Below are 22,333 nucleotides of genomic sequence, written 5' to 3' on the forward strand. Positions count from 1 at the left end.
AAGTCAATAGGTTTTTCCTGCTCTTCGTTCCCGGTTCCCTTTGGCGATTTCAGCCACAGCCGTGTGACACCGGTGACGCGTAACCTGAGGGGGTGTGGCACAGGACGCTCCGGACCTCTGACATCGAAACCCCAGGCAGGCTCGCCGAACTGCTCGACGAGCACGCCTACCTGGCGGACCAGGGGCTGGCGACGGCGTGCTTCCTCGCGCTGCGCATGGGCCGGCCGCTGTTCCTGGAGGGGGAGGCGGGTGTCGGCAAGACCGAGCTGGCCAAGACGCTCGCCGCGGTCCTCGGCGCGCCGCTCATCCGCCTGCAGTGCTACGAAGGGCTCGACGCGGCCCAGGCGCTCTACGACTGGGACTTCGCCCGCCAGTTGCTGCACCTCAAGGCCGCCGAGGCCACCGGCGCCACCGACGCCGCGCGCCTGGAGGGCGAGCTGTACGACCGGCGGTTCCTGATCGCGCGCCCGCTGCTCAAGGCGCTGGAGACCCAGCCGAGCGTGCTGCTGGTCGACGAGATCGATCGTGCCGACGACGAGTTCGAGGCGTTCCTGCTGGAGGTGCTGTCGGACTTCACGATCTCCATCCCCGAGCTCGGCACGATCAGCGCCAAGACGCCTCCGGTCGTGGTGGTGACCTCCAACCGCACCCGCGACGTCCACGACGCGCTCAAGCGCCGGTGCCTGTACCACTGGCTGGAGCACCCGGCGTTCGACCGCGAGGTCGCCATCCTGCTCCGGCGGCTGCCCGAATGCACCGAGACCCTCGCCGGCCAGGTTGCCCGCGCCGCCGGGCGCCTGCGTTCCGCCGGCCTGATCAAGCCGCCGGGGGTCGCCGAGACCCTCGACTGGACCGAGGCCCTGCTCACGCTGGGCGCCCGCGATCTCGACCCCGGCCTGGCCGCGACGACCCTCGGCGCGGTGCTGAAGTACCGCGAGGACCAGGAGGCCGTGCTGAAGAACGGGCTCCTCCACCATGCGTGACCTCACCGCGACGATGACCGGTTTCGCCCGCACGCTGCGGGCGGCCGGGGTCGCGGCCGACCACGAACGCACCCAGAACCTCCTGCGCGCCGCGGGCCACCTCGACGTGACCGATCGCGACGCGGTCTACTGGGCCGGCCGCCTCACCCTGTGCTCCGGCCCGGACGACCTCCCGCGGTACGACCGGTGCTTCGCGGCCTACTTCGGCGGCGAGCGGCCGCGCGCCGGCCGTACGGCCCCGCCCGTCGTGACCGTCACCCGGCACACGGTGTCCCTGGACGCCGCGGGGCCGCGAGAGGCCGGGGACGACGAGGCGCTGCCCGCCACCGCGAGCCGCACCGAGGTGCTCAGGCAGCGCGACGTCGCCCGCATGACCCCCGCCGAGCTCGCCGAGGTCCAGCGCCTGCTGTCGATCCTGCGCATGCGGCGGGAGTCGCGCAGGTCCCGCCGGTTCGCCCCGGCCCATCGCGGGCGGCTCGACGCCCGCCGCACCATCAGGGAGACCCTGCGGCGGGGCGGCGAGACCTCCCGCCTGCGCCGCAGGAGGCACCGGGTACGGCCGCGGCGCGTCGTGCTGCTGGTCGACGTCAGCGGCTCGATGGCCCCCTACGCCGACACGCTGCTGCGGTTCGCCCACGTGCTGGTCCGGTGCGAGCCGCGCGCCACCGAGGTGTTCAGCGTCGGCACCCGGCTCACGCGGGTCACCGCCGAACTGCGCCACCGCGACGCGGGCACGGCGATGCGCGAGGTGTCGGCGGCCATCCCCGACTGGAGCGGGGGCACCCGGCTCGGCGAGGAGCTGAAGGAGTTCATCGACCGGGGGTCCGGCGCCAGGGGCGCCATCGTCGTGATCGCCTCCGACGGGTGGGAGCGCGGCGACCCCTCCCTCCTCGGCCGCCAGATGGCCCGGCTGTCACGGCTCGCCCACCGGGTGATCTGGGTGAACCCCCACAAGGGCCAGGAGGGCTACCAGCCGCTCACCGGCGGTATGCGCGCGGCCCTGCCGTACGTTGGAGCCTTCGTCGCCGGGCACAGCCTGGCCGCGTTCGAGGAGCTCGCTGAGAGGCTGTCCCATGCGTGATGTGTTGTCGCAGATCCTGCGCTGGTGGGAGGCGGGCGAGCGGTTCGGCCTCGCCACGGTGGTCAACACCTTCTCCAGCGCGCCCCGGCCGCCCGGCGCCTCCATGGCCGTGCTCGGGGAAGAGGCGGTCGGCAGCGTGTCGGGCGGCTGCGTGGAGGGCGCGGTGTACGAGCTCGCGCGACGGGTCGTGGAGGAGGGCCGCCCCGTCCTGCAGAGGTACGGCGTGAGCGATGACGACGCCTTCTCCGTCGGCCTCACCTGCGGCGGCATCATCGACATCCTGGTCGAGCCGGTGTCGAGAGACGGCTTCCCCGAGCTGGGGGAGATCGCCGAGTCGGTGCGGCGGCAGGAGCCGGTGGCCGTGGCGACGATCCTGTCCGAGCCGGGGCGCGCGGGCGCGCGCCGGGTGATCTGGCGCGACCGCGTGGCGGGCTCGCTGGGAGTGCCGAGGCTCGACGCCGCCGTCGACGACGACGCGCGCGGCATGCTGGCCCAGGGGCTGACGGGCGTGCGCCGATACGGTCCCGAGGGCGAGCGGCGGCTGGACGACCTGCCGGTCTTCGTCCAGTCCTTCGCCCCGCCGCCGCGGATGCTGGTCTTCGGCGCCATCGACTTCGCCGCGGCGGTCGCCAGGATCGGCAAGTTCCTCGGCTACCACGTCGTGGTGTGCGACGCCCGGCCGGTGTTCGCGACGGCCAAGCGCTTCCCGGACGCCGACGAGGTGATCGTGAAGTGGCCGCACGACTACCTGTCCACCGCCCACGTCGACGAGCGCTCGGTGATCTGCGTGCTCACCCACGACCCGAAGTTCGACGTGCCCCTGCTGGAGGTGGCGCTGCGCACCGGCGCGCGATACGTCGGCGCGATGGGCTCCCGCCGCACCCACGCGGACCGGCTCGAACGGCTGCGCGAGGCCGGGCTGAGTGAGGACGAGCTGGCGCGGCTGCGCTCGCCGATCGGCCTCGACCTGGGCGCGAGAACCCCTGAGGAGACGGCGGTGTCGATCGCCGCCGAGCTGATCCAGCTCCGCTGGGGCGGATCGGCCCGGCCGCTCACCGAGACCAGCGGGCGCATCCACGGGCACGACCCGGCGGAGGAGGCCGGGGGAGGGGGCGCGTGAACGTGACCAGCGGATCCGGATGCGCCGGGCTGCTGCTCGCGGCCGGGCGGGGCGAGCGGCTCGGCACCCCCAAGGCGGCCGTCCGGTTCGGGGGGGAGCTGCTGGTCGACCGGGGAGCGCGCCTGCTCCACGAAGGCGGCTGCCATCCGGTCGTGGTGGTCCTTGGAGCCGTCACCGTGCAGGTCCACGGCGCCGTGGCCGTGCGCAACCCCGATTGGGCGACGGGGATGGGATCGTCCCTGCGCGTCGGGCTGGACGCGGTGCCCCTCGCCGCCCAGGCCGTCGTGATCGCCCTCGTCGACCAGCCCCTCATCGGGGCGGAGGCCGTACGACGCCTGATCGAGGCGAGGAAGGGCGGCGCGGCGGTGGCGGTGGCGACCTACGGCGGCGCCATGCGCAACCCCGTGCTGATCGGCAGGGAGCACTTCGGCGAGGTGGGCAGGCTCGCGGTCGGAGACGTGGGGGCGCGCCCCTTCCTGCGGGCGCACCGGGACCTGGTCACGCCGGTTCCCTGTGACGACGTGGGCGACCCGTCCGACATCGACACCGTGGACGACCTCCTCCGGCTCTCCGGCCGCGAGGAGGCACCGGCGTCACCTGGGGTTGGCCCCGGCGAGGCGACTCGGTAGCCTTGCCTCACACTGACTGGAACAACATTCGGTTCGCCTTGGACGGAAGGACGCGGGATGCGCATCGGCATGGCCCTGAACTACGCCGGAGGCTTCAAGGAGACCGTGGCGGAGCTGGCCGACTACGAGAACGCCGGTCTCGACATCGTGTTCGTCGCCGAGGCTTACAGCTTCGACGCCGTGAGCCAGATGGGGTACATCGCCGCGAGGACCGAACGGGTGCAGATCGCCTCGGGCATCCTGCCGATCTACTCGCGCACGCCCACACTGCTCGCCATGACCGCCGCGGGCATGGACTACGTCTCCGACGGCCGCTTCGTGCTAGGCCTCGGCGCGTCCGGCCCGCAGGTGATCGAGGGCTTCCACGGCGTGCCGTACACCGCCCCGCTGGGCCGCACCCGCGAGGTGATCGAGATCTGCCGCAAGGTGTGGCGGCGCGAGCGCCTGACCTACGAGGGCAGGCACTACACGCTGCCCCTGCCCCCCGGCCAGGGCACCGGCCTCGGCAAGCCCCTCAAGCTGATCAACCACCCCGTGCGCCCGCGCGTCCCCATCGTGATCGCGGCCATCGGCCCGAAGAACGTCGAGCTGACCGCCGAGCTGGCCGAGGGCTGGGAGCCGATCTTCTACGTGCCGGAGAAGGCCGCCGACGTGTGGGGCGCCTCGCTGGCGGCGGGCAAGGCCAGGCGCGACGAGGAGCTGGGCGAGCTGGACGTCATCGCCCAGGCCACCCTGGCGATCGGGGACGACGTCTCCGGTCTCCTGGAGCTCGGCAGGCCGATGGCGGCGCTCTACATCGGCGGCATGGGCGCCAAGGGCAAGAACTTCTACAACGACCTCGCCCGGCGCTACGGCTACGAGAAGGAGGCCGAACAGATACAGGACCTCTACCTCGAGGGCAAGAAGGACGAGGCCGCGGCGCTCGTCCCCATGGAGTTGCTGGAGAAGATGTCGCTGGTCGGGTCCGAGGGGTTCGTCCGCGACCGCATCGCGGCCATGAAGGAATCCGGGGTCACCACGATCAACGTCGCGCCGATCGCCGGCACCCATCAGGAACGCCTCAAGCTCATCGAGAAGATCAAGGATCTGGCCGCCTGACCCACGGCCGTCCCGCGCTCACCCGCCTCCCGTGCGGCCGGTACGTACTGCGCGGCCTTTGCGGCCTTTGCGGCCTTTGCGGTCCTCAGGGGGTACCTGGAGGCCCGATCGGGGACGTACGAGCAGGTGCGGTCAGGGTGCGAGGCAGGCGGTGAAGATGGCCGTCAGCCGGTCCTCCAGGTAGGCGGGGTCGGCGTCGCGCAGCGACTCGGCGCCGAGGACGCGGCGGAGGGACCCTCCGCCGAGGATCACCGACGTCGCGAGCAGCGCGCGTTCCTCGGCCCTCGGCCCGCTCAGGCGCGCGGCGAGCGGTCCCGCGAGGGCCGACTCCACCCGGTCGCGGAGCACCGCCCTGATCTCCGGGCCGCTGCCCGCGCGGTCGATCACCCGAACGATCGGGTCCGAGGCCCCCGCGCTGAGCCGGTGGGCCATGTGCGCGGCCAGCCTCTGCGGCAGCTTCGCCGGATCGCCCTCGATGACGGACTCCATCGCCGACTCGCTGACCAGCACCTCCGCGAACAACTGGGCCTTCGACCCGAAGTAGCGGTTGATCAGCGCCACATTGGCCCCGGCCGTGGCGGCGATCATCCGCACGGTCACGTGGTCGTACCCGTGCTCGGCGAACAGGTGCCGGGCCGCCGTGAGAAGCCGGCGCCTCGTGGCCTCGCGGTCCCGAACCTGCGACGAATCCGTCACTTATACCCCATTTCTCCTTATGTGACGCAGTGTAGTGGTTTGACAGGTAAACAAGCGCCTACTACAAAGAGTTGGTAAAGCGGTGATGTCGGGGGGTCTTTGGTGGTAGTGCAGGGGGAGGCCCAGGCGGAGTCGCACGGCGATCCGGGGGCGCGGCGGACCTACACCCACATCGAGATCATGAAGATCATGTCAGGGCTGCTGCTCGCCCTGCTGACGTCCATGATCTCCACGTCCGTGGTCGCCACCGCCCTGCCCACGATCGTCGGCGAGTTCGGCGCCCAGGAGCAGCTCTCCTGGGTCGCGAGCGCCACGCTGCTGACGATGACGGCCTCCACCCCGCTGTGGGGCAAGCTGTCCGACCTGTTCGGGCGCAAGCGCATGTTCCAGCTCGCCCTCGGGCTGTTCGTCGCCGGGTCCATGGTCGCCGGGCTCTCGCAGAGCATGGGCATGCTCATCGCCGCCCGCGCCGTGCAGGGCCTCGGGACCGGCGGCCTGTCGGCGCTCACCCAGGTCATCCTCGGCGACGTGGTGGAACCGAGGGAGCGGGGCCGCTATTCGGGCTACATCGGCGCGGTGTTCGGCGTCTCCACCGTCGGAGGACCCCTGGTGGGCGGTTTCCTCGTCGACACCTCGTGGCTCGGCTGGCGCTGGTGCTTCTACGTCTGCGTCCCGCTGGCGATCGTGGCGTTCGCCGTCATCCAGAGGGTGCTCCGCTTCGACCACGACCCGCGGGACGCCCGGATCGACTGGTGGGGGGCCTTCACCCTCACCGGGGGAGCGTCCGCGCTGATGCTGCTCCTGTCCTTCGGCGGCCACGAGTTCGCGTGGAACTCCCCGTGGACCTACGGGCTGGGCGGGGTCGTGCTGGTCCTGTTCGGCCTGTCGATCATGGCCGAGCGGCGCGCCGCCGACCCGATCCTGCCGCCCAGGCTCGTCCGCGACCGTACGTTCGTGCTGGCGGGCGCGGCGTCACTGCTGGTGGGCGTCTCGATGTTCGGCATCCTGATCTACCTGCCGCAGTACCTGCAGATCGTCAAGGGCATGAGCCCGACCATGTCCGGCATCATGACGACCCCCCTGGTCGTCAGCCTCCTGGTCTCCTCGGTGGGCTGCGGGCGGATCGTCACCCGTACGGGCCGGTGGAAGATCTTCCCGGCGGCGGGCCTGCTGCTGGTCGCCACCGGCATGGCAGTGCTCTCCCTGCTGCACAGCGACTCCGGCCACTGGGTCATCGGCGCCGCCATCGCCATCGTCGGCACGGGCATGGGGCTCACGATGCAGGTGCTCATCCTGGCCGCGCAGAACGCCGCCCAGCCCCGGGACATGGCCGTGACCACCTCCGGGATCTCCTTCTTCCGCAACCTCGGCGGCGCGGTCGGGGTGGCCGCCCTGGGCGCCGTCCTGGCCAACCGGGTCAGGGACGAGATGTCCGGAATGCTGGCGGCGGCCCACCTCGCGGTGCCCGGCGGCGAAGGGCTGAGCCTCGGCACCCCCGAGGCCATCGGCCGGTTGCCCCCGGCCATCCAGCACATCGTGATCGAGGCCTTCACCCGGGCCATGCAGTCGGTGTTCCTCGCGTCGGTGCCCGCGGCCGTGCTCGGTTTCGTCGCGGTGCTGTTCCTGCGCGAGCTGCCGCTGCGCTCGTCCCGCACCGGCGAAGGCGCCGGCAGCGATGGCGGCACCGGCCGGGTCGCGTGACCGCGCCGTATGCGCGCCGGAGCCGGGCCGCGACCGGCAGGGGCAGGCCGTACAGTCGGGACCATGTCCGTCATGCATGAATCCCGGCGTGCCCGGCTCGCCGCCCTGCTGGCCGCCAACGACGTGGACGCGCTGCTGGTCACCCGGGGCGTCAACGTTCGCTACCTGACCGGCCTGGTCAGCACGAACGCCGCCGTGCTCGTGCGGGACGACGCGTCCGCGGTGCTGGCGACCGACTCCCGCTACATCGAGACGGCGCGCCGGGTCTGCGACGGCATCGAGGTCATGGAGCAGCGGGACGCGGCCGGCGCCCTTGTGAAGATGGCGCGGCGTCCCGGCATCGAGGCGCATGACATGTCCGTGGCCCTCTACCGGCGTCTCGGCGGCGAGCCCGCGGCCCTCGACGGCATCGTGGAGCTCCTGCGCGTGGTGAAGGACGAGTCCGAGATCGACGCCCTGCGCACCGCCTGCGACCTGACCGACCGGGCCTTCGCCGACGTGGTCGCCACGATGGTCCCGGGCATGACCGAGAAGCGGATCGCCCAGGCGCTGGAGTCGCGCATGGTGGAGCTCGGCGCCGACAAGCCGGCCTTCGACTCCATCGTGGCGAGCGGGCCGAACGGCGCGGTTCCCCACCACTCCCCGTCCGACCGGCCCGTCGAACGGGGAGATCTGGTCACCATGGACTTCGGGGCGCTGTACGAGGGCTACCACGCGGACATGACCAGGACCGTCGCCATGGGAGAGGTCTCCGGCTGGCAGCGTGAGCTGTACGACCTGGTCCGCGAGGCGCAGCGGGCCGGGCGGCACGCCCTTGTGCCGGGAGCCTGCACCGAGGAGGTGGACGCCGCGGCCCGCGACGTGATCAAGGACGCCGGATACGGCGAGCACTTCGGGCACGGCCTCGGTCACGGTGTCGGCCTGGAGATCCACGAGGATCCGTTCCTGCGTCCTGCGGGTGCCGGTAGACTTGAGGATCGGGTTCCGATCACCGTCGAGCCCGGCGTCTACCTGCCAGGCAGGGGCGGCGTCCGGATCGAGGACACTCTCGTGACGCGCGCCGACGGTCCGGAGCTCCTCACCCGCACGACAAAGGAGCTGCTGATCCTGTAGGCAGGACGGCGGCCGGGCGACGCGCGACCAAGACGACGCAGGAGAGAACGAGTGGCGACGACCAACGACCTAAAGAACGGCCTGGTGCTCAAGCTCGACGGCGGTGAACTCTGGACGGTGGTGGACTTCCAGCACGTCAAGCCGGGTAAGGGCGGCGCCTTCGTGCGCACCAAGCTGAAGAACGTGCTGTCCGGCAAGGTCGTCGACAAGACCTTCAACGCCGGCGTCAAGGTCGAGGTGGCCAACGTCGACAAGCGTGAGATGCAGTACTCCTACATGGACGGCGACGACTTCGTCTTCATGGACACCGAGACCTACGACATGCTGCACGTCTCGCGGCCCACCGTCGGCGACGCGGCCAACTACCTGCTGGAGAACACCCTCGCCACCGTCGCGGTGAACGAGGGCAACGTCCTGTACATCGAGCTTCCGGCGGCCGTCGAGCTGACGATCGCCCAGACCGAGCCGGGCCTGCAGGGCGACCGCTCCACCGGCGGCACCAAGCCCGCCACGCTGGAGACCGGCGCCGAGGTCAAGGTGCCGCTCTTCATCACGACCGGCGAAAAGGTGAAGGTCGACACTCGCACCGGCGAGTACCTCGGCCGGGCCTGAGGTGTCCGCTCGGGGAAAGGCGCGCAGGCGCGCACTGGACATCCTGTTCGAGGCCGAGCTGCGGGGCGAGCCCCCGGCGAGCGTGCTCGCGGAGCGGATCGAGCGGGCCGAGCCACCGGTCAACGAGTACACCTCGACGCTGGTCGAGGGGGTGAACCGGCACCGGGCGCGGATCGACGAGCTGATCTCGACCTACGCCGAGGGCTGGACCCTCGACCGCATGCCGGCCGTCGACCGCAACCTGTTACGGGCCGGCACCTACGAGCTTCTGTGGGTGGCGGACGTCCCCGAGGCGGTCGTCATCAGCGAGTGGGTCCATCTCGCCTCTGAGCTGTCGACCGACGAGTCCCCGCAGTTCGTCAACGGGTTGCTGGCCCGCTTCAAGCAGCTCAAGCCCTCCCTCGCCCTCTGACCCCGCTCGTGGACCGACCGGGTGGCCCGGACCCGGAAGGGTCCGGGTAATCAGCGGGCATGCCGCCGGCACGACGTAGGCTGGGCCCGACCGACATGCTTCAAGGAGGCGAGCTGAAGTTGCGCACCGAAGGCGCCACACGCCAGGCGGCCACCTCTCCGGCCGTGCGCACGGCCGTGGTGTGGGACGCGCTCAGAGCCGCGCTGGCCGAGCGGGTGGGGGCCACCGGGCGTGAGCGGCTCGACATCGTCGACGCCGGAGGCGGCACCGGCGGGTTCGCCGTGCCGCTCGCCGAGCTGGGCCACGCGGTCACCGTCGTGGATCCCAGCCCCGACTCGCTCGCGGCCCTGGAGCGTCGGGCCGCCGAGGCGGGCATGAGCGTCAAGGGCATCCAGGGCGACGCCGCCGACCTGCGCGACCTGCTCGAGCCGGACAGCGCCGACCTGGTGCTCTGCCACAGCGTCCTCGAATACGTCGAGGATCCCGAGCGTGCGCTGGCCGCCGTCGCGGGCCTGCTGAGGCCCGGCGGCGTCGTCAGCGTGCTCGCGGCCAACCCGGTCGCCACGGCGATCCACCGCTCGCTCTCCGGGCACTTCGACGAGGCGCGGCAGGCGCTGGCCGACCCCGCGGGCAGGTGGGGCGAGCAGGATCCGACGCCCCGCCGGTTCAGCGGCGAGGCCCTCGCCGGGCTGCTGTCGGCCGCCGGGTTCACGCCTGGAGAGGCGAGAGGCGTGCGCGTCTTCGCCGACCTGGTGCCGGGCCGCCTGCTCGACGGGGAGCCGGGGGCGGCGCGGGCGCTGATCGCGCTGGAGCAGGCCGCCGCGGCTCATCCCGTGCTCCGGGACATCGCCACCCAGCTCCACGTGCTCGGTCACCGGTGACCGCCGCCGATGGATGTCACCGGAAGCCACTGGTAGAACGCATGTTCGGTTAGGATTGTCCTGTGTCGCGCAAGCAGGTTATGCGGTCGGAGTCACGGCAGGGCCGTGTCCCGGGCCCGGCGCCGCTTGCCGACGACACCGGCTGCCCGATCCTCCATGTCGACATGGACGCCTTCTTCGCCAGCGTCGAGCTGCTCGAGCGTCCTGAGCTGAAGGGCACCCCGGTGATCATCGGGGCCACGGGCGCTCGCGGGGTGGTGCTCAGCGCCACCTACGAGGCGCGCCGGTTCGGCGTGCACTCGGCGATGCCGATGACGCGCGCCCGGCGCCTCTGCCCGCACGCCGTGATCATCCCGCCCAGCCACGGGAAGTACTCCGAGGTCTCCAAGGGCGTGATGGAGATCTTCGCCTCGATCACCCCCGAGGTCGAGCCGATCGCCTCCGACGAGGCCTTCCTCGACGTGGGCGGGGCCCAGCGCAGGCTGGGGTCGCCCGCCGCGATCGCCGCGCTGATCCGCGCCCAGGTCGCCGACCGCCACGGCATCACCTGCTCGGTGGGCGTGGCGAGCAGCAAATTCGTGGCCAAGCTCGCCTCCCGCCACTGCAAGCCTGACGGCCTCCTGGTCATCCCCGCCGACGGGGTGGTGGATTTCCTCCACCCGCTTCCCGTCGCGGCCCTGTGGGGCGTCGGAGAGCGCACAGAGGAGGCTCTGGTGCGGCTCGGCATCAAGACCGTGGGCGATCTGGCCCATGTTCCGCCATCGACCCTCCAGCGCGAGTTCGGGGCCGTAGGCGCGCATCTGGCCGCCCTCGCCTGGGGCCGCGACGAGCGCCGTGTCACCCCGCACGCCCCCGACAAGAGCATCGGCGCCGAGGAGACCTTCTCCCACGACGTCGACGACCCCGAGGCCATCCGCCGCGAGCTGCTCAGGCTGTCCGAGCGGGTCGCCGCGCGGCTGCGGAGCGGTGGTCATGTGGGCCGCACCGTCAGCGTCAAGCTCCGCCGTTCCGACTTCACCACCATCACCCGATCCCGCACCCTCCGCGAGGCGACAGATGTTGCTAAAGAGATATATGCCACTGCCTGCGACCTCTACGGAGCGGCCGGGCTCGAACGCGTACGGCTCCGGCTGGTCGGCGTGAGGGTCGAGAACCTCCGGCCGGCGGGCACGGCGACCCACCAACTCGGCCTCGGCGAGCGCGAAACGGGCTGGCGGGAGGCCGAAAAGGCTATGGACAAGGCGATGCGGAGGTTTGGTCCGGAGGCGGTCCGCCCGGCTTCGCTTGTTCGGCCTCCGTTTGATGGAATAGATCTATGACGTCACCTCCGGTTTGGTCTACGTTGGACGTTTTCTTTCGCCTACGTCTACAGCCTCGTATTCTGGGGATAACCGACCGCGAGGTCCGGACACCCTGTGGTGCCCGTTGCCGTCTTCCCCGTCAAGGGGCTGTCCTTGGGAGGCGCCGTGCCGCTCTCTGAGCACGAGCAGCGCTTGCTCGACCAGATCGAGCAGGCCCTCTACGCCGAGGACCCGAAGTGGGCCAATACCGTTCGGATCAGTGATCCACGCAACCATTACAAGCGTCGCCTGGTGAAAGCCTCCATCGGCTTTGTCCTCGGTGTCGTCCTGTTGATGGTCGGCGTCGTGGCACCGATTATCCCACTCGGTGTCGGCGGCTTCGTGGTCATGCTCGCCGCGTGTCTGTGGGGTCTGTCCAGCTGGAAACGCATGAACGGGTTCGGTGGTGAAGCCAGGCCGGCGGCACCCGGGCAGCCGGAGAAGCGGCGTGCCAACCGGCCGAGTTTCATGGAACGCATGGAGGAGCGCTGGCGCCGCAGAGGCGAAGAGCGCTGAGCCACCTCACGGCGGTCCCCGCCGTGGGCGTCCCCCGACCCCCGTGGCCGGACCGCCGCTCATCATTTCCGTCATGTCCATGACGAGGTCGGCACCGGTCGCCCGCCCCCGCACGACCCGTGCCCTCGGCCATCCCTGATCCCTGAACGGCCGGGCGCCCCCGGCGATGGCGGAACCGGGCCGGCACGCCGGCGTGACAGCGTGGCAGGCATTCTCCCCTGTCAGGACCGGGCCGGCACGTCGGCGTGACAGCCTGGCAGGCATCCTCTCCTGTCAGGACCGCACGCCCAGGCGACATCGTGGCAGGCATCCTCCCGGAATCCGGTTCCGGATCCCGGGAGGCCCCTCTCAGCGGGGGGAGCCGGTGAGCACGCGCTCCTCGGCCGTCTCTTCAATCTCAGGGCCGCCACGGCCGCCGCGGCGCGGCCACAGCCGGAGCGTCTCCAGCCGGTCGAACCCGTCGAGGATCCTCTCGCCCGCCCGTCTGATCCTGAGCAGCGTCGAAGGCGGCAGGAGCGTGGCCCGCAGCCGCCGCCCGCGCGACACCGTCGCCCTCAGCGCCCGGCGCACGCGCCGTATGTCGTCGGCCAGCGAGCCGATGGGCCCGGGCGTCCGCGCGTACCGCGACCGCTCCTCGGCCGAGGCGATCTTGGCGACCGACGCCGCGGTGGCGGCGTCGAGCTCGAACCGCTCGGTCAGCCGTCTCGCCAGGGCACGAGGGGTCTCGCTCTCCTCGTGGCCGAGGCCGAGATCGTGCAGGGTGTCGATCAGCTCTCGCCAGGTGGAGTGCACGGCGTGCCCGAGGCGCTCCGCCGCCGGTCCCGCGGGCGCCGCCCGTACGACCTCCGCGGCAGGCTCGGGAACCGGGGCCGGGATCGCCCAGGCGCGCCGGCGCCGGTAGCGGGTGGTCGCCCGCCAGGCGGCCGGGATCAGGCCGACCAGGAGCACCGCGCCGAGGCCGATGCCCACCTTGGCAGGTACGGACAGGCCCTCGTCCACGAGCAGCGGGTCCTGGCCGAGACCGGCGTCGGGGTCACGAGGGTCGCGCCTCCTGGAGGCCAGTTCGTCCGCCGGATCGGTCGAGTCGGGGCCGGCCGAGGGACTCGCGGACGCCCCGTCACCCGGAGTGTCCGTCGAGACCGGCGGGCGGGAGTAGTCCGGGACGCGGGCCGACTGCTGGCCGAGGCCGCCCGCCGGGGTGGGCTCGAACCGCAGCCATCCCGCCCCCTCGAAGTACAGCTCCGGCCAGGCGTGCAGGTCGTGCGTTCGGACCTGCCAGGCGCCGTCGGCGAACAGCCCCCCGGTGTAGCCGATGCCCACGCGGGCGGGGATGCCGAGGACCCGGGCCATCACCGCCATGGCCGCGGCGAACTGCTCGCAGTACCCCGTCCGGTTGTTCAGGAAGTCGACCAGCGCCTCGTTGCCGTTGCCCTGCGTACGGGTGCTGTAGATGAACCCCCCGCCGGAGGTGAACCACTCCTGGAGCTTGACGGCCCTCCGGTAGGGCGTGTCGGTGTCCTTGACCAGCTGGGTGCTCCTGACCCGGATCGCATCAGGCAGGTTCTGGGGCAGCTGCAGGTACCGCTCGTCCACCTCGGCCGCGGGACCCTCGACGAGCCGTTCGAGGAGCTCCGGCGTCGGCTGCGGCTCCTGGCTCACGACCTCGTACCGCTGCCCGCCGGCGGTGTCGTGCGTCGAGAAGACCATGAGCGTGCTCTCGTCGGCGCGCCAGTCGCCGTCCGCCTGAACCCGTGCGGCCGGGTAGGGCAGCGGCAGGAAGCTGAGCCGATCGACGTCGTCGCTGACCTGGACCTGGGTGCTGACGTTCTTCAGCGGGACGTTCGGGTAGAGGCCCGGGGCCGGGGGCAGCGGGCCCTCGGACACGCGGTTCTCCGGGCGCCCCTTTGGCTGCGACATGGTCCACTGCTCGCCGTCGAAGGTGTCCAGCGAGTACATCCGCAGGTAGCGCGGGACGTTGTCGTTGTTGGTGTAGGACAGGACCGTGGCGTTGAAGGGCTGGTTGAGCTGACCGCGCAGGCTCGCGATCGGGTTCGGGATGGTGATCGTGTTGCCGCCCTGGCCGGTGCCGGAGCCCACGCCGAAGCCGAACAGCGGGTTGGGCTGCAGGGTCGGGAGCAGCGCGGGCAGCCCGATGGCCAGGGCGATCGCCGCGAACCCGATCCGCTTGCCCGCCAGCGAGAGGGGGGCGGTGTCGGTCTGTACCCGGGCGCCGGCGTTGCGCGAGCGGCGTACGAGCACCGCCCGGCCCCAGTGGCTGAGGCGCTCGCGCCCGTCGGCGGTGAGCAGGCCGACGTATCCGAGCGCCGCCAAGATGAACGCGGGCCACGCGATGGGATCGGAGATCACCGCCGCGGGCACCGTGAACAGGGCCAGCAGCGGGAGCCCCGCCAGCGCGGCACGGCGCGCCCGCACGGCGAGCAGATCGACGAGCAGGGCGATCAGCCCGATGCCGCCCGCCGTCAGCAGGGAGATCCCCGGGCTGGACGGTACGGGGGCGGCGTACCGCTGGATGTCGTCGAACCCTTCACGCAGCAGGTCGGCCAGGGCCACCACCGTGTCCTTGGTGGGCACGATCCAGGCCCAGGTCTCCTCACCGGCGAACACCACCGTGAGGTAGAGCCACAGCATGACGAGCTCGAACGGGGGGCCGAGCCAGCGGGGCACGGTGTGGCGCGTGGTGAGGGCCGAGGCCGCGGCGACCACGATGATCGCGCCCATCCCGGCCCAGAACCAGGTGCCCCCGCTGAACAGGGGATAGAGGGAGATCGACACCGCGGCCGTGGCGAGGCCCGCCGCGATCGGGAGTCTCATGCGGCGTCTCCTGTCGTGATCGTGCTCTGCGGCCCGGTGTACCTGCTGTTCTGGGCGGCCTCCGGCCAGACCGACGCGAGCGAGGTGCCCGCGGGCAGCCGTACGATCCGCCATCCGGAGCCGGCGAGGACGGCGAGCGCCGTCTCGTACTGCTCGTCGACGGCCTGATGGTGGGAGGGGGTCCGCTGCCAGCTCCGCACGTCCAGCATGACGGCGACGCCGGTGACCCCGCCGTGCCGCAGCCGGGCCAGCGCCTGCGCCTCCTCGGCGTCGAGGTCGCCCAGCACGGCGACGATGAGCCCGTCGCCGCCGCCCTGCCGCAGGGCGGTGACACCGGACTCCAGCGACCGCGCGGTGCTCGGCCGCACGACCGCCAGAGCGTCGAGCAGGGAGTTCGCCACACCCGCTTCGGTGAGGTGGTGGGCACCCTGGTCGGTGACCAGCCGCAGGCCCAGGCCGTCACGCGCCAGGTGCACGCCGATGGAGGCGGCCGCCGAGACCCCGACCTCGAACGAGGAGCGCGGGCCCTCGCCACGGTGGGCATGCCTGCGGGTGTCCAGGAGGAGGGCGCCCCGGCTCTGCCACTGCTGCTCCTCGCGGCGGACCATGAGCTCGCCGTACCGCGCGGTGGAACGCCAGTGCACCCGGCGCAGGTCGTCACCCTGGCGGTACTCGCGTGGCCCGATGTCGTCGTCTCCGGCTGCCGCCACGGTGGCCGTACGGCTGTCACCGCCCCCGGTCCACTCGCCCGAGAGCCGGACGGGCGGGAGGGGGACGACCTCGGGGACCACCATCAGCGTGTCGGTGGCCGTGAACGCCCGGGTCAGCTCCACCAGGCCGAACGGATCGGTGATGCGGACCGACAGCGGTCCGATGGGGAACCTGCCGCGAAGGTCGGACCGGACCTTGTAGTCGATCTCTCGTATGCCTCGGGACTCGACCCGGTCGAGGACGAACCGGGGGCGGGTGCCGACGGCGTAGGGAACCGTGTCCTCGATGAGCAGCAGGCCGGTGGGCAGCCGGGTGACGTTCTCCAGCCGCACGGTGACCGTGCTGTCGGAGCCGACCGTCACCCGGCTCGGGTCCAGCCGCCTGGCGCAGGCCAGGCGGTAGCGCGTGCGCGCGACCACCATGGCGGCGAGCAGCGGCAGCACGATGATCAGCACGCTGACCCGCAGCAGATCATGCTCTCCGAGGGCGAACGCGCACAGCAGGGCGGCGGAGCCCGAGGCGAGGAACGAGCGCCCACGCGAGGTGAGCGCTCTCAGCCCCGCTATCACCGCTGCGATCCCGCCCCGTCGAACCCCTTCTCCCGGCTTTCCGGGACGGGGACGCGGCGGACGAGCTCGGCCATGACGTGCTCGGGCCGGCGGCGCTGGCCCTGGGCCTCCAGGCTCGGGAGCAGGCGGTGGGCCAGCACGGGGACGGCCAGTTCCTGCAGGTCGTCGGGGATGACGTAGTCGCGTCCCGACAGCGCGGCGTGGGCGCGGGCGGCCCGTACCAGGTGCAGCGTGGCGCGGGGTGAGGCGCCCAGACGCAGGTCGGGGGATCGGCGGGTGGAGGTGACCATGTCTATGGCGTACTTCTTTACGGACTGGGAGACGTAGACAGCCCGGACGGCGTCGATCAGGGCCCGCACCTCGGCGGTCGTGGCCACGGGCTCCAGCTTGTCGAGCGGTGAGGACGCGCCGTGGACGTCCAGCATCTCGAGCTCGGCGGCGGCCTCGGGATAGCCCATCGCGATCCTCGCGGTGAAGCGGTCGCGCTGGGCCTCGGGGAGGGGATAGGTGCCCTCCATCTCGATGGGGTTCTGGGTCGCGATGACCATGAACGGCGTCTCGAGGTGGTAGGTCGTGCCGTCGACGGTGACCTGGTGCTCCTCCATGCACTCCAGCAGCGCGGACTGGGTCTTGGGGGAGGCGCGGTTGATCTCGTCGCCCACCACGATGTTGGCGAAGACAGGGCCGGGCTTGAACTCGAACTCACGCGACTGCTGGTTGAAGGCGCTGACGCCCGTGATGTCGCTGGGAAGCAGATCGGGGGTGAACTGCACGCGGCGCACGGGGCAGTCGATCGACCGCGCGAGCGCTTTCGCGAGCATCGTCTTGCCGACTCCGGGCACGTCTTCGATGAGGAGGTGCCCCTCCGCCAGCAGTACGGTGAGGGTGAGGCGGACGACGTCGCCCTTTCCCTCGATCACCGACTCGATCGCCTCACGGATCCGGTGCGCCGTGGCGACCAGACCATCCAGCTCCTGTCCGACATCGTGGGTTATTCCCACCGGGCCTCCATGAGGGTGCGGCAGCCCCACGCCGGGATCGTATTGCGGGGGGCTTTGCGATTCCTTCTTCATTGTGCTTACCGACACTACGATGCTGCGGGTTCCCGAGCGACTTTCCATCACATTTCGGGTGAACAGGCTCAGTGTTCTTCTCCCGGGTCGTGTTCCTGTCCCGCCGATGTGCGAATCCCGTGACATATACCGACGTGGGAGGCCGTTCGGCCCTCCATTTTCCTCCACTCGGGACCGCGGTCTCCTCCCTTCTTTGCGAGAGCCCCGTAGACAGCCCATGTCCGGTGTCAAGGGGGGAGGCCGACACGCCCGTGCGCGCGGGTCGGGGCCCCTGGGCCCTCCACTCTGCTCCACCCCTGCTGACCTGCGTAAACGCGAACGAAACTGCGACCGAATACTGTTTGAATCAGTTGACGGTGGGGAGAAGTGGAGTATGGTGGTGCGCAGTGGAGGGGCTGGGGTCCAAGCGCCAGCCGTTTCACATGGCACGGGAGGTGGGGCCGGTGTTCCTCGGCACCCATCAACCGCGTCTGGACGAGAAAGGACGACTGTTCCTGCCGGCGAAGTACCGTGAGGAGCTGGCGGAGGGTCTTGTGATCACCAAGGGCCAGGAGCGGTGCCTCTACGTGTTTCCCGTGGAGGAGTTCCAGCGCATTACCGACGCGCTGCGCACCGCGCCGGTGACAGCCAAGGCCGTCCGCGATTACAGTCGTGTCTTCTTCGCCAGTGCTTCCGACGAGACGCCCGACAAGCAGGGGCGGATCACCATTCCCCAGAGCCTGCGTGAATACGCGGGCCTCCGCCGAGACTGTGTGGTCATCGGGGCCAACACCCGGCTGGAGATCTGGGACGCGACGGCCTGGGAGACCTACCTGGCCGACCAAGAGCAGGCGTTCTCCGAGCTGTCGGAGGAGGTGCTGCCAGGAGTCCTTTGACCACGGTCGACTCGTCGGTGAAGACGTCGTTCGGCGAGGTCTCCACCCGCTCCCACGGTGCCGGGACGGTTTCCCGTCACCACCGCGCCACCGCCCAGCTGATGCACCTTCCCCGGTGTCAGGTGGCGGGGCGCGACCAGGGGACGCGGATGGGGACCTGGCCGGACGAGCCGTTCACAGGGGTGGGGCGAGAGCCCGCCGGCGAGAAGGCGATACGAGAAGCCGCATATCCGCGAGCAGGTAGGTGTCACGGGGATCCAACAGACACGACCATGGCGGCAAGGGGGTTAGACCATGCATGTCGAAAATCATGCCGAGCCGGGCGGGCACGTGCCGGTGATGCTCCGCCGTGTCCTGGAGCTCCTCGCTCCCGCGCTCGCCGGTCCGAGCCCTGTGCTCGTCGACGCCAATCTGGGCCTGGGCGGCCACGCCGAGGCGCTGCTCGCCGCGCATCCAGAGCTTCACCTGGTCGGCATCGACCGGGATCCGACCGCCATCGAGCGGTCCACACTGCGCCTCGTCCCGTATGCCGGCCGCGTCACCCTGGTGAGGGCGGTCTCCGACGAGCTGCCCGAGGTGCTGGAGCGCGCGGGCCTTTCGCGGGTCGACGGCGTCCTGTTCGACCTGGGCGTCTCCTCCCCGCAGCTCGACGAGGGCGAGCGCGGCTTCGCCTACTCCTACGACGCTCCACTCGACATGCGGATGGACCCGGGCCAGGACCTCACCGCCGATGTGGTGGTCAACACCTACTCCGAGGGGGAGTTGACCCGCATCCTGCGCGACTACGGAGAGGAGCGGTTCGCCTCACGCGTGGCACGTTTCATCGCCAGGGAGCGGGCAGAGCATGCGATCACGTCGACCAAACGCCTCGCCGAGATCGTCCGTGAGGCGATCCCGGCGGCGACCCGTCGTACCGGGGGCAACCCGGCGAAAAGAACGTTCCAAGCACTGCGAATCGAGGTGAATGGGGAGTTGACCGCTCTCGAACGAGCGCTCCCCGCGGCCCTCGACGCTCTGAAAGTGGGAGGGCGCGTGGTCGTGCTCTCCTACCACTCACTTGAGGACCGCATCACCAAGCAGGTCCTCACGGCGCGAACCAGGGACACCAGCCCGCCGGGGCTGCCCGTCCCGCTGCCGGCGCATCAGCCGCGGTTCCGCCTGGTGACGAGGGGAGCCGAGCTCCCAGACGAGGACGAGCTCGCGCGCAATCCGCGCGCGGCCTCGGCCAGATTGCGGGCGGCAGAGAGGATCCGGGAGCCGGAATGAGCATTGACGAGGAGATCACGCAGGACACCGGCAGCGGCAACACGACCACCGCCGTCGGCGCCAGGCCCGTGCGCACGACGCGTGCGGGCCGTGGGGCCCCGGCGCCGTCGAGGCCCGAGCGCACCGTGCGCCGTGCCGCTCCGGCGCGCCCGGTGCGGCGGGACGCCACCACCCGCCCGGCCGGTCCGCCGGTCACCACCGCCGAGAGCCCCCGGCGGGCCCCCGCGGGGCGCAACGCGCCGCGGGCCCCGTTCGTGCTGCTCGTCGTCGGCCTGCTGTGCGGCGGGCTGGTGAGCCTGCTGCTGCTCAACACGGTGCTCGCGCAGGACTCGTTCAGGATGAACGACCTGCGCAAGAGCACCCAGCAGCTGAACCAGCAGGCCCAGGACGTCCGCACCAAGGTGCTCCTGCAGTCCCAGCCCAACAGGCTCGACGAGCGGGCGAGGCAGCAGGGCCTGAAGCAGGACCGCACCGCGCCGGAGGTCCTCGTCATTCCCCCGGAGGGTCAGCGCGCGGGCCAGGCCGGCACCGAGGCTCAGGCGTCGCAGGCGGAGGTCGCGAGGCCGTGAGAGAAGGCGGCGGCCGTCCCCCCAGGCCCGGTCGCAACGGGCCCGGCGGTGGATCCGGGGCCGGCCGGGGCGGCCCCGGCGGCCCCCGGCGCGCCCCCGGCTCCGGCGGGCGCACCGGACGGCCCGACGGCTCGGGAGGACGCTCAGAAAGGCCCGACGGCTCCACGGGACGGCCCGACGGCTCGACCGGACGGCCCGACGGCTCCACCGGCCGCGCGGGACGGCCTGACGGCGGTCCCGCCGGGTCCCAGGGCTCTGGCGGACGGCCTGACGGCTCCGGCAGGAACGGCGGAGCGGCCGGGGCCGGGCGGGCGCCACGTCCCGATGGATCCGCCCGGCCCGCCAGGAGCGGGGCGGGAGCGACCGTCCCGGTGCCCCGCCGCGTCATCGGCAGAGGGCCGGAGCCGCGACGCGTCCCCCCGGGGGGACGCCCCGCCGACATGGACGGGCCCCCGCGCAGGCCGATGCCGCGCCGCTCCTGGACGCCGCGTCCCGTCGCCCCGCTGCGCCTCGGCAACCCGTCGCGGCGCATCAACATCGGCCTGATGGGCATGGCCGTCGTGCTGTCGCTGTTCGCCGGACGGCTCGTCCAGATCCAAGGGCTCGACTCCAAGGTGTTCGAGGCCAAGGCCGCGAGCCTGCGGGTGCGCGAGGAGGCGCTGCCCGCCCGCCGGGGCTCCATCACCGACGTCAACGGTCACGAGCTGGCGGTCACGGTGGAGGCCCGCCAGATCTCCGCCGACCCGACCAAGGTGCCGCCCGACAAGCGCGAGCAGGTCGCCGCCTCCCTGGCCACGCTGCTCGGGATCCCCAAGGAAGACATCGTCGCCGGCCTGTCGGCGCCCAAGACGCACTACAAGCTGATCGCCAGGAACGTCCCCATGGGCACGGCCAAGAGCGTGCTCGCCCTGAAGATCGACGGTGTCGCGGCCGCGCCGCAGTACCAGCGGCTGTATCCCGGCGGCGATCTGGCAGGTGGGCTGGTCGGCTTCGTCGGCGACGCCGGCACCGGCCTGACCGGGCTGGAGCAGACCTACGACAAGCTCCTCGGCGGCAAGGACGGGCGGCAGACGATCGAGATCGGCGGCACCGGGCAGCGCATCCCCATGACCCGCAGCACCCGGCAGGAGCCGGTGGCCGGGCAGGGCGTCCGGCTGACCATCGACCGCGACATCCAGTGGGCCGCGCAGAAGGCGATCGCCGAGCAGGTCCAGAAGTCCGGCGCGCAGAGCGGCAGCGCGATCGTGATGGACGTGCGGACCGGCCAGGTCGTGGCCATGGCCAACGCCCCCGAGGTCGACCTGAACAAATGGCAGCGGACCCCCGCCGCCGACCTGGGCAACCGCGCCGTGTCGGAGGTGTTCGAGCCGGGCAGCACGAACAAGGTCATCACGGCCGCCGCCGCCCTGGAGGCGGGAGCGGTCAGGCCGGAGACCGTGTTCGAGGTCAAGGACAAGTACCAGTGCGCCGACCGGCTCCTGAGCGACGCCCATCCGCACCCGCCGGAGCAGCTCACCTTCACCGGGATCATCGCCGAGTCCAGCAACGTGGGCACCATCATGGTCGCCGACAAGATCGGCGACCAGCCGCTGTACGACATGCTCAAGGGGTTCGGCTTCGGGGCCAAGACCGGCGGCGGCTTCTACGGTGAGGAGGCGGGGCTGCTTCCCAGGCGGGAGACCTGGTCGGGCAGCCAGCGGTGCACGATCGCCTTCGGGCAGGGCGTCTCGGTGACGGCCCTGCAGATGGCCAGCGTCTACCAGACCATCGCCAACGGCGGGGTGCGCATCACCCCGCAGATCGTGGCGGGCACCGTCGATCAGCACCACAGGCTGATCCCCGCCAAGCCGCCCAAGCAGACGCGCGTCATCGGCTCCCGCACGGCCAAGGACATCTCGCTCATGCTCGAGGCGGCGGTGAGCTCGGAGGGCAGCACCGGCTCGCTCGCCGCCATCAAGGGATACCGCGTAGCGGGTAAAACCGGCACGGCCATGCGGTACGACGAGAACTGCCGAGGGTATTGCGGATATACCGCTACGTTTGTGGGGTTCACTCCCGCCGATGCGCCTCGTCTGGTGGTGCTGGCCGTCATCCAGGCACCCAAGAACGGTCACTTCGGCGGGGAGATCGCCGCTCCCGTGTTCAAGGATGTCATGACGTTCGCGTTGAAGAGCCGCAAGATCCCACCGACCGGCACGACCGCTCCTCCGGTGCGCATCAGCGCCGACGGGTGACGGGGGAAGGTACGCTCTCGCC

At 71.4% G+C, this 22,333-nt stretch carries 20 protein-coding genes; 16 read left to right on the top strand and 4 right to left on the bottom strand.

The features are described from left to right. Positions 1–92: 92 nt before the first annotated feature. The 5 genes from ABD810_RS11640 to ABD810_RS11660 are packed head-to-tail and all read left to right on the top strand — an operon-like array spanning position 93 to position 4,911. Positions 93–983, top strand: coding sequence for an AAA family ATPase (locus tag ABD810_RS11640; RefSeq protein ID WP_344937845.1), 891 nt, complete (start codon positions 93–95; stop codon positions 981–983). Beyond that, on the top strand, positions 976–2,064 hold the full coding sequence (locus tag ABD810_RS11645) for a vWA domain-containing protein (RefSeq protein WP_344937847.1): 1,089 nt from the start codon (positions 976–978) through the stop codon (positions 2,062–2,064). The genes ABD810_RS11640 and ABD810_RS11645 overlap by 8 nt, the downstream gene beginning before the upstream one ends. After that, positions 2,057–3,184, top strand: coding sequence for an XdhC family protein (locus ABD810_RS11650; RefSeq protein WP_344937849.1), 1,128 nt, complete (start codon positions 2,057–2,059; stop codon positions 3,182–3,184). The genes ABD810_RS11645 and ABD810_RS11650 overlap by 8 nt, the downstream gene beginning before the upstream one ends. Further along, entirely contained in the window at positions 3,181–3,813 is a 633-nt protein-coding gene (locus tag ABD810_RS11655) for a nucleotidyltransferase family protein (protein WP_344937851.1), read from the top strand. The genes ABD810_RS11650 and ABD810_RS11655 overlap by 4 nt, the downstream gene beginning before the upstream one ends. 57 nt (positions 3,814–3,870) lie before the next feature. Next, positions 3,871–4,911, top strand: coding sequence for an LLM class F420-dependent oxidoreductase (locus tag ABD810_RS11660; protein ID WP_344937852.1), 1,041 nt, complete (start codon positions 3,871–3,873; stop codon positions 4,909–4,911). A 132-nt stretch (positions 4,912–5,043) separates the two neighbouring features. Here ABD810_RS11660 and ABD810_RS11665 read toward each other — a convergent pair whose 3' ends face one another. Then, positions 5,044–5,607 carry a TetR/AcrR family transcriptional regulator gene (locus ABD810_RS11665; RefSeq protein WP_344937853.1) on the bottom strand — a complete coding sequence of 188 codons (564 nt, stop codon included), beginning with the start codon at positions 5,605–5,607 and terminating at the stop codon, positions 5,044–5,046. 102 nt (positions 5,608–5,709) lie between these two features. Here ABD810_RS11665 and ABD810_RS11670 point away from each other — a divergent pair, with 102 nt between their 5' ends. The 7 genes from ABD810_RS11670 to ABD810_RS11700 all read left to right on the top strand — a co-directional run bounded on the left by ABD810_RS11670 (position 5,710) and on the right by ABD810_RS11700 (position 12,182). Further along, on the top strand, positions 5,710–7,308 hold the full coding sequence (locus ABD810_RS11670; RefSeq protein ID WP_344937854.1) for an MDR family MFS transporter: 1,599 nt from the start codon (positions 5,710–5,712) through the stop codon (positions 7,306–7,308). A 72-nt stretch (positions 7,309–7,380) separates the two neighbouring features. Next, positions 7,381–8,421 (top strand): M24 family metallopeptidase, encoded by a 1,041-nt coding sequence (locus ABD810_RS11675; protein ID WP_344937856.1) that lies wholly within the window; start codon positions 7,381–7,383, stop codon positions 8,419–8,421. Positions 8,422–8,472: 51 nt separating this feature from the next. Beyond that, positions 8,473–9,033 (top strand): elongation factor P, encoded by a 561-nt coding sequence (gene efp / locus ABD810_RS11680; RefSeq protein ID WP_344937858.1) that lies wholly within the window; start codon positions 8,473–8,475, stop codon positions 9,031–9,033. 1 nt (position 9,034) lies between these two features. Further along, positions 9,035–9,445 carry a transcription antitermination factor NusB gene (nusB, locus tag ABD810_RS11685; protein ID WP_344937860.1) on the top strand — a complete coding sequence of 137 codons (411 nt, stop codon included), beginning with the start codon at positions 9,035–9,037 and terminating at the stop codon, positions 9,443–9,445. Between the two features lie 95 nt (positions 9,446–9,540). Continuing rightward, positions 9,541–10,326: a methyltransferase domain-containing protein gene (locus ABD810_RS11690; RefSeq protein WP_425566889.1), complete on the top strand. Its 786-nt coding sequence runs from the start codon at positions 9,541–9,543 to the stop codon at positions 10,324–10,326. Positions 10,327–10,388: 62 nt separating this feature from the next. Continuing rightward, positions 10,389–11,645: a DNA polymerase IV gene (gene dinB, locus ABD810_RS11695; RefSeq protein ID WP_344937864.1), complete on the top strand. Its 1,257-nt coding sequence runs from the start codon at positions 10,389–10,391 to the stop codon at positions 11,643–11,645. A gap of 147 nt (positions 11,646–11,792) precedes the next feature. Further along, a complete protein-coding gene (locus tag ABD810_RS11700) occupies positions 11,793–12,182 on the top strand; it encodes a DUF3040 domain-containing protein (protein WP_344937866.1) in 390 nt (129 codons plus the stop codon). A gap of 348 nt (positions 12,183–12,530) precedes the next feature. Here the strand turns inward: ABD810_RS11700 and ABD810_RS11705 are convergent, their stop codons facing one another. Genes ABD810_RS11705 through ABD810_RS11715 form a run of 3 tightly spaced genes read right to left on the bottom strand, consistent with a single transcriptional unit; the run spans position 12,531 to position 17,325 of the window. Continuing rightward, the gene (locus tag ABD810_RS11705; protein ID WP_344937868.1) at positions 12,531–15,014 is read right to left on the bottom strand and encodes a transglutaminase TgpA family protein; all 2,484 of its coding nucleotides are present in this window, start codon (positions 15,012–15,014) and stop codon (positions 12,531–12,533) included. Further along, the gene (locus ABD810_RS11710) at positions 15,011–16,294 is read right to left on the bottom strand and encodes a DUF58 domain-containing protein (RefSeq protein WP_344937870.1); all 1,284 of its coding nucleotides are present in this window, start codon (positions 16,292–16,294) and stop codon (positions 15,011–15,013) included. Before ABD810_RS11710 ends, ABD810_RS11705 begins: the two co-directional genes overlap by 4 nt. Then, complete coding sequence (locus ABD810_RS11715; protein WP_425566886.1) at positions 16,291–17,325, bottom strand: AAA family ATPase; 1,035 nt, start codon at positions 17,323–17,325, stop codon at positions 16,291–16,293. Before ABD810_RS11715 ends, ABD810_RS11710 begins: the two co-directional genes overlap by 4 nt. A gap of 485 nt (positions 17,326–17,810) precedes the next feature. Here ABD810_RS11715 and mraZ point away from each other — a divergent pair, with 485 nt between their 5' ends. From mraZ to ABD810_RS11735, 4 genes are all read left to right on the top strand, one after another. Next, positions 17,811–18,242 (top strand): division/cell wall cluster transcriptional repressor MraZ, encoded by a 432-nt coding sequence (mraZ, locus tag ABD810_RS11720; protein WP_344937873.1) that lies wholly within the window; start codon positions 17,811–17,813, stop codon positions 18,240–18,242. Between the two features lie 294 nt (positions 18,243–18,536). Next, positions 18,537–19,508: a 16S rRNA (cytosine(1402)-N(4))-methyltransferase RsmH gene (gene rsmH, locus ABD810_RS11725; protein WP_344937875.1), complete on the top strand. Its 972-nt coding sequence runs from the start codon at positions 18,537–18,539 to the stop codon at positions 19,506–19,508. After that, positions 19,505–20,077, top strand: a complete 573-nt coding sequence (gene ftsL, locus ABD810_RS11730; protein ID WP_344937877.1) for a cell division protein FtsL — start codon at positions 19,505–19,507, stop codon at positions 20,075–20,077. The genes rsmH and ftsL overlap by 4 nt, the downstream gene beginning before the upstream one ends. A 464-nt stretch (positions 20,078–20,541) precedes the next feature. After that, positions 20,542–22,311 carry a peptidoglycan D,D-transpeptidase FtsI family protein gene (locus ABD810_RS11735; RefSeq protein WP_486387624.1) on the top strand — a complete coding sequence of 590 codons (1,770 nt, stop codon included), beginning with the start codon at positions 20,542–20,544 and terminating at the stop codon, positions 22,309–22,311. Positions 22,312–22,333 lie beyond the last annotated feature (22 nt).

Source organism: Sphaerisporangium flaviroseum (assembly GCF_039537005.1).
Classification (GTDB): Bacteria; Actinomycetota; Actinomycetes; order Streptosporangiales; family Streptosporangiaceae; genus Sphaerisporangium; species Sphaerisporangium flaviroseum.

Excerpts from the sequence above, each read along its gene's own strand:
- ABD810_RS11645 (WP_344937847.1), top strand. The coding sequence starts at position 976 with ATGCGTGACCTCACCGCGACGATGACCGGTTTCGCCCGCACGCTGCGG.
- ABD810_RS11650 (WP_344937849.1), top strand. The coding sequence starts at position 2,057 with ATGCGTGATGTGTTGTCGCAGATCCTGCGCTGGTGGGAGGCGGGCGAG.
- ABD810_RS11660 (WP_344937852.1), top strand. The coding sequence starts at position 3,871 with ATGCGCATCGGCATGGCCCTGAACTACGCCGGAGGCTTCAAGGAGACC.
- ABD810_RS11675 (WP_344937856.1), top strand. The coding sequence starts at position 7,381 with ATGCATGAATCCCGGCGTGCCCGGCTCGCCGCCCTGCTGGCCGCCAAC.
- ABD810_RS11690 (WP_425566889.1), top strand. The coding sequence starts at position 9,541 with ATGCTTCAAGGAGGCGAGCTGAAGTTGCGCACCGAAGGCGCCACACGC.
- ABD810_RS11705 (WP_344937868.1), bottom strand. The coding sequence starts at position 15,014 with ATGAGACTCCCGATCGCGGCGGGCCTCGCCACGGCCGCGGTGTCGATC.
- rsmH (WP_344937875.1), top strand. The coding sequence starts at position 18,537 with ATGCATGTCGAAAATCATGCCGAGCCGGGCGGGCACGTGCCGGTGATG.
- ftsL (WP_344937877.1), top strand. The coding sequence starts at position 19,505 with ATGAGCATTGACGAGGAGATCACGCAGGACACCGGCAGCGGCAACACG.
- ABD810_RS11735 (WP_486387624.1), top strand. The coding sequence starts at position 20,542 with ATGCCGCGCCGCTCCTGGACGCCGCGTCCCGTCGCCCCGCTGCGCCTC.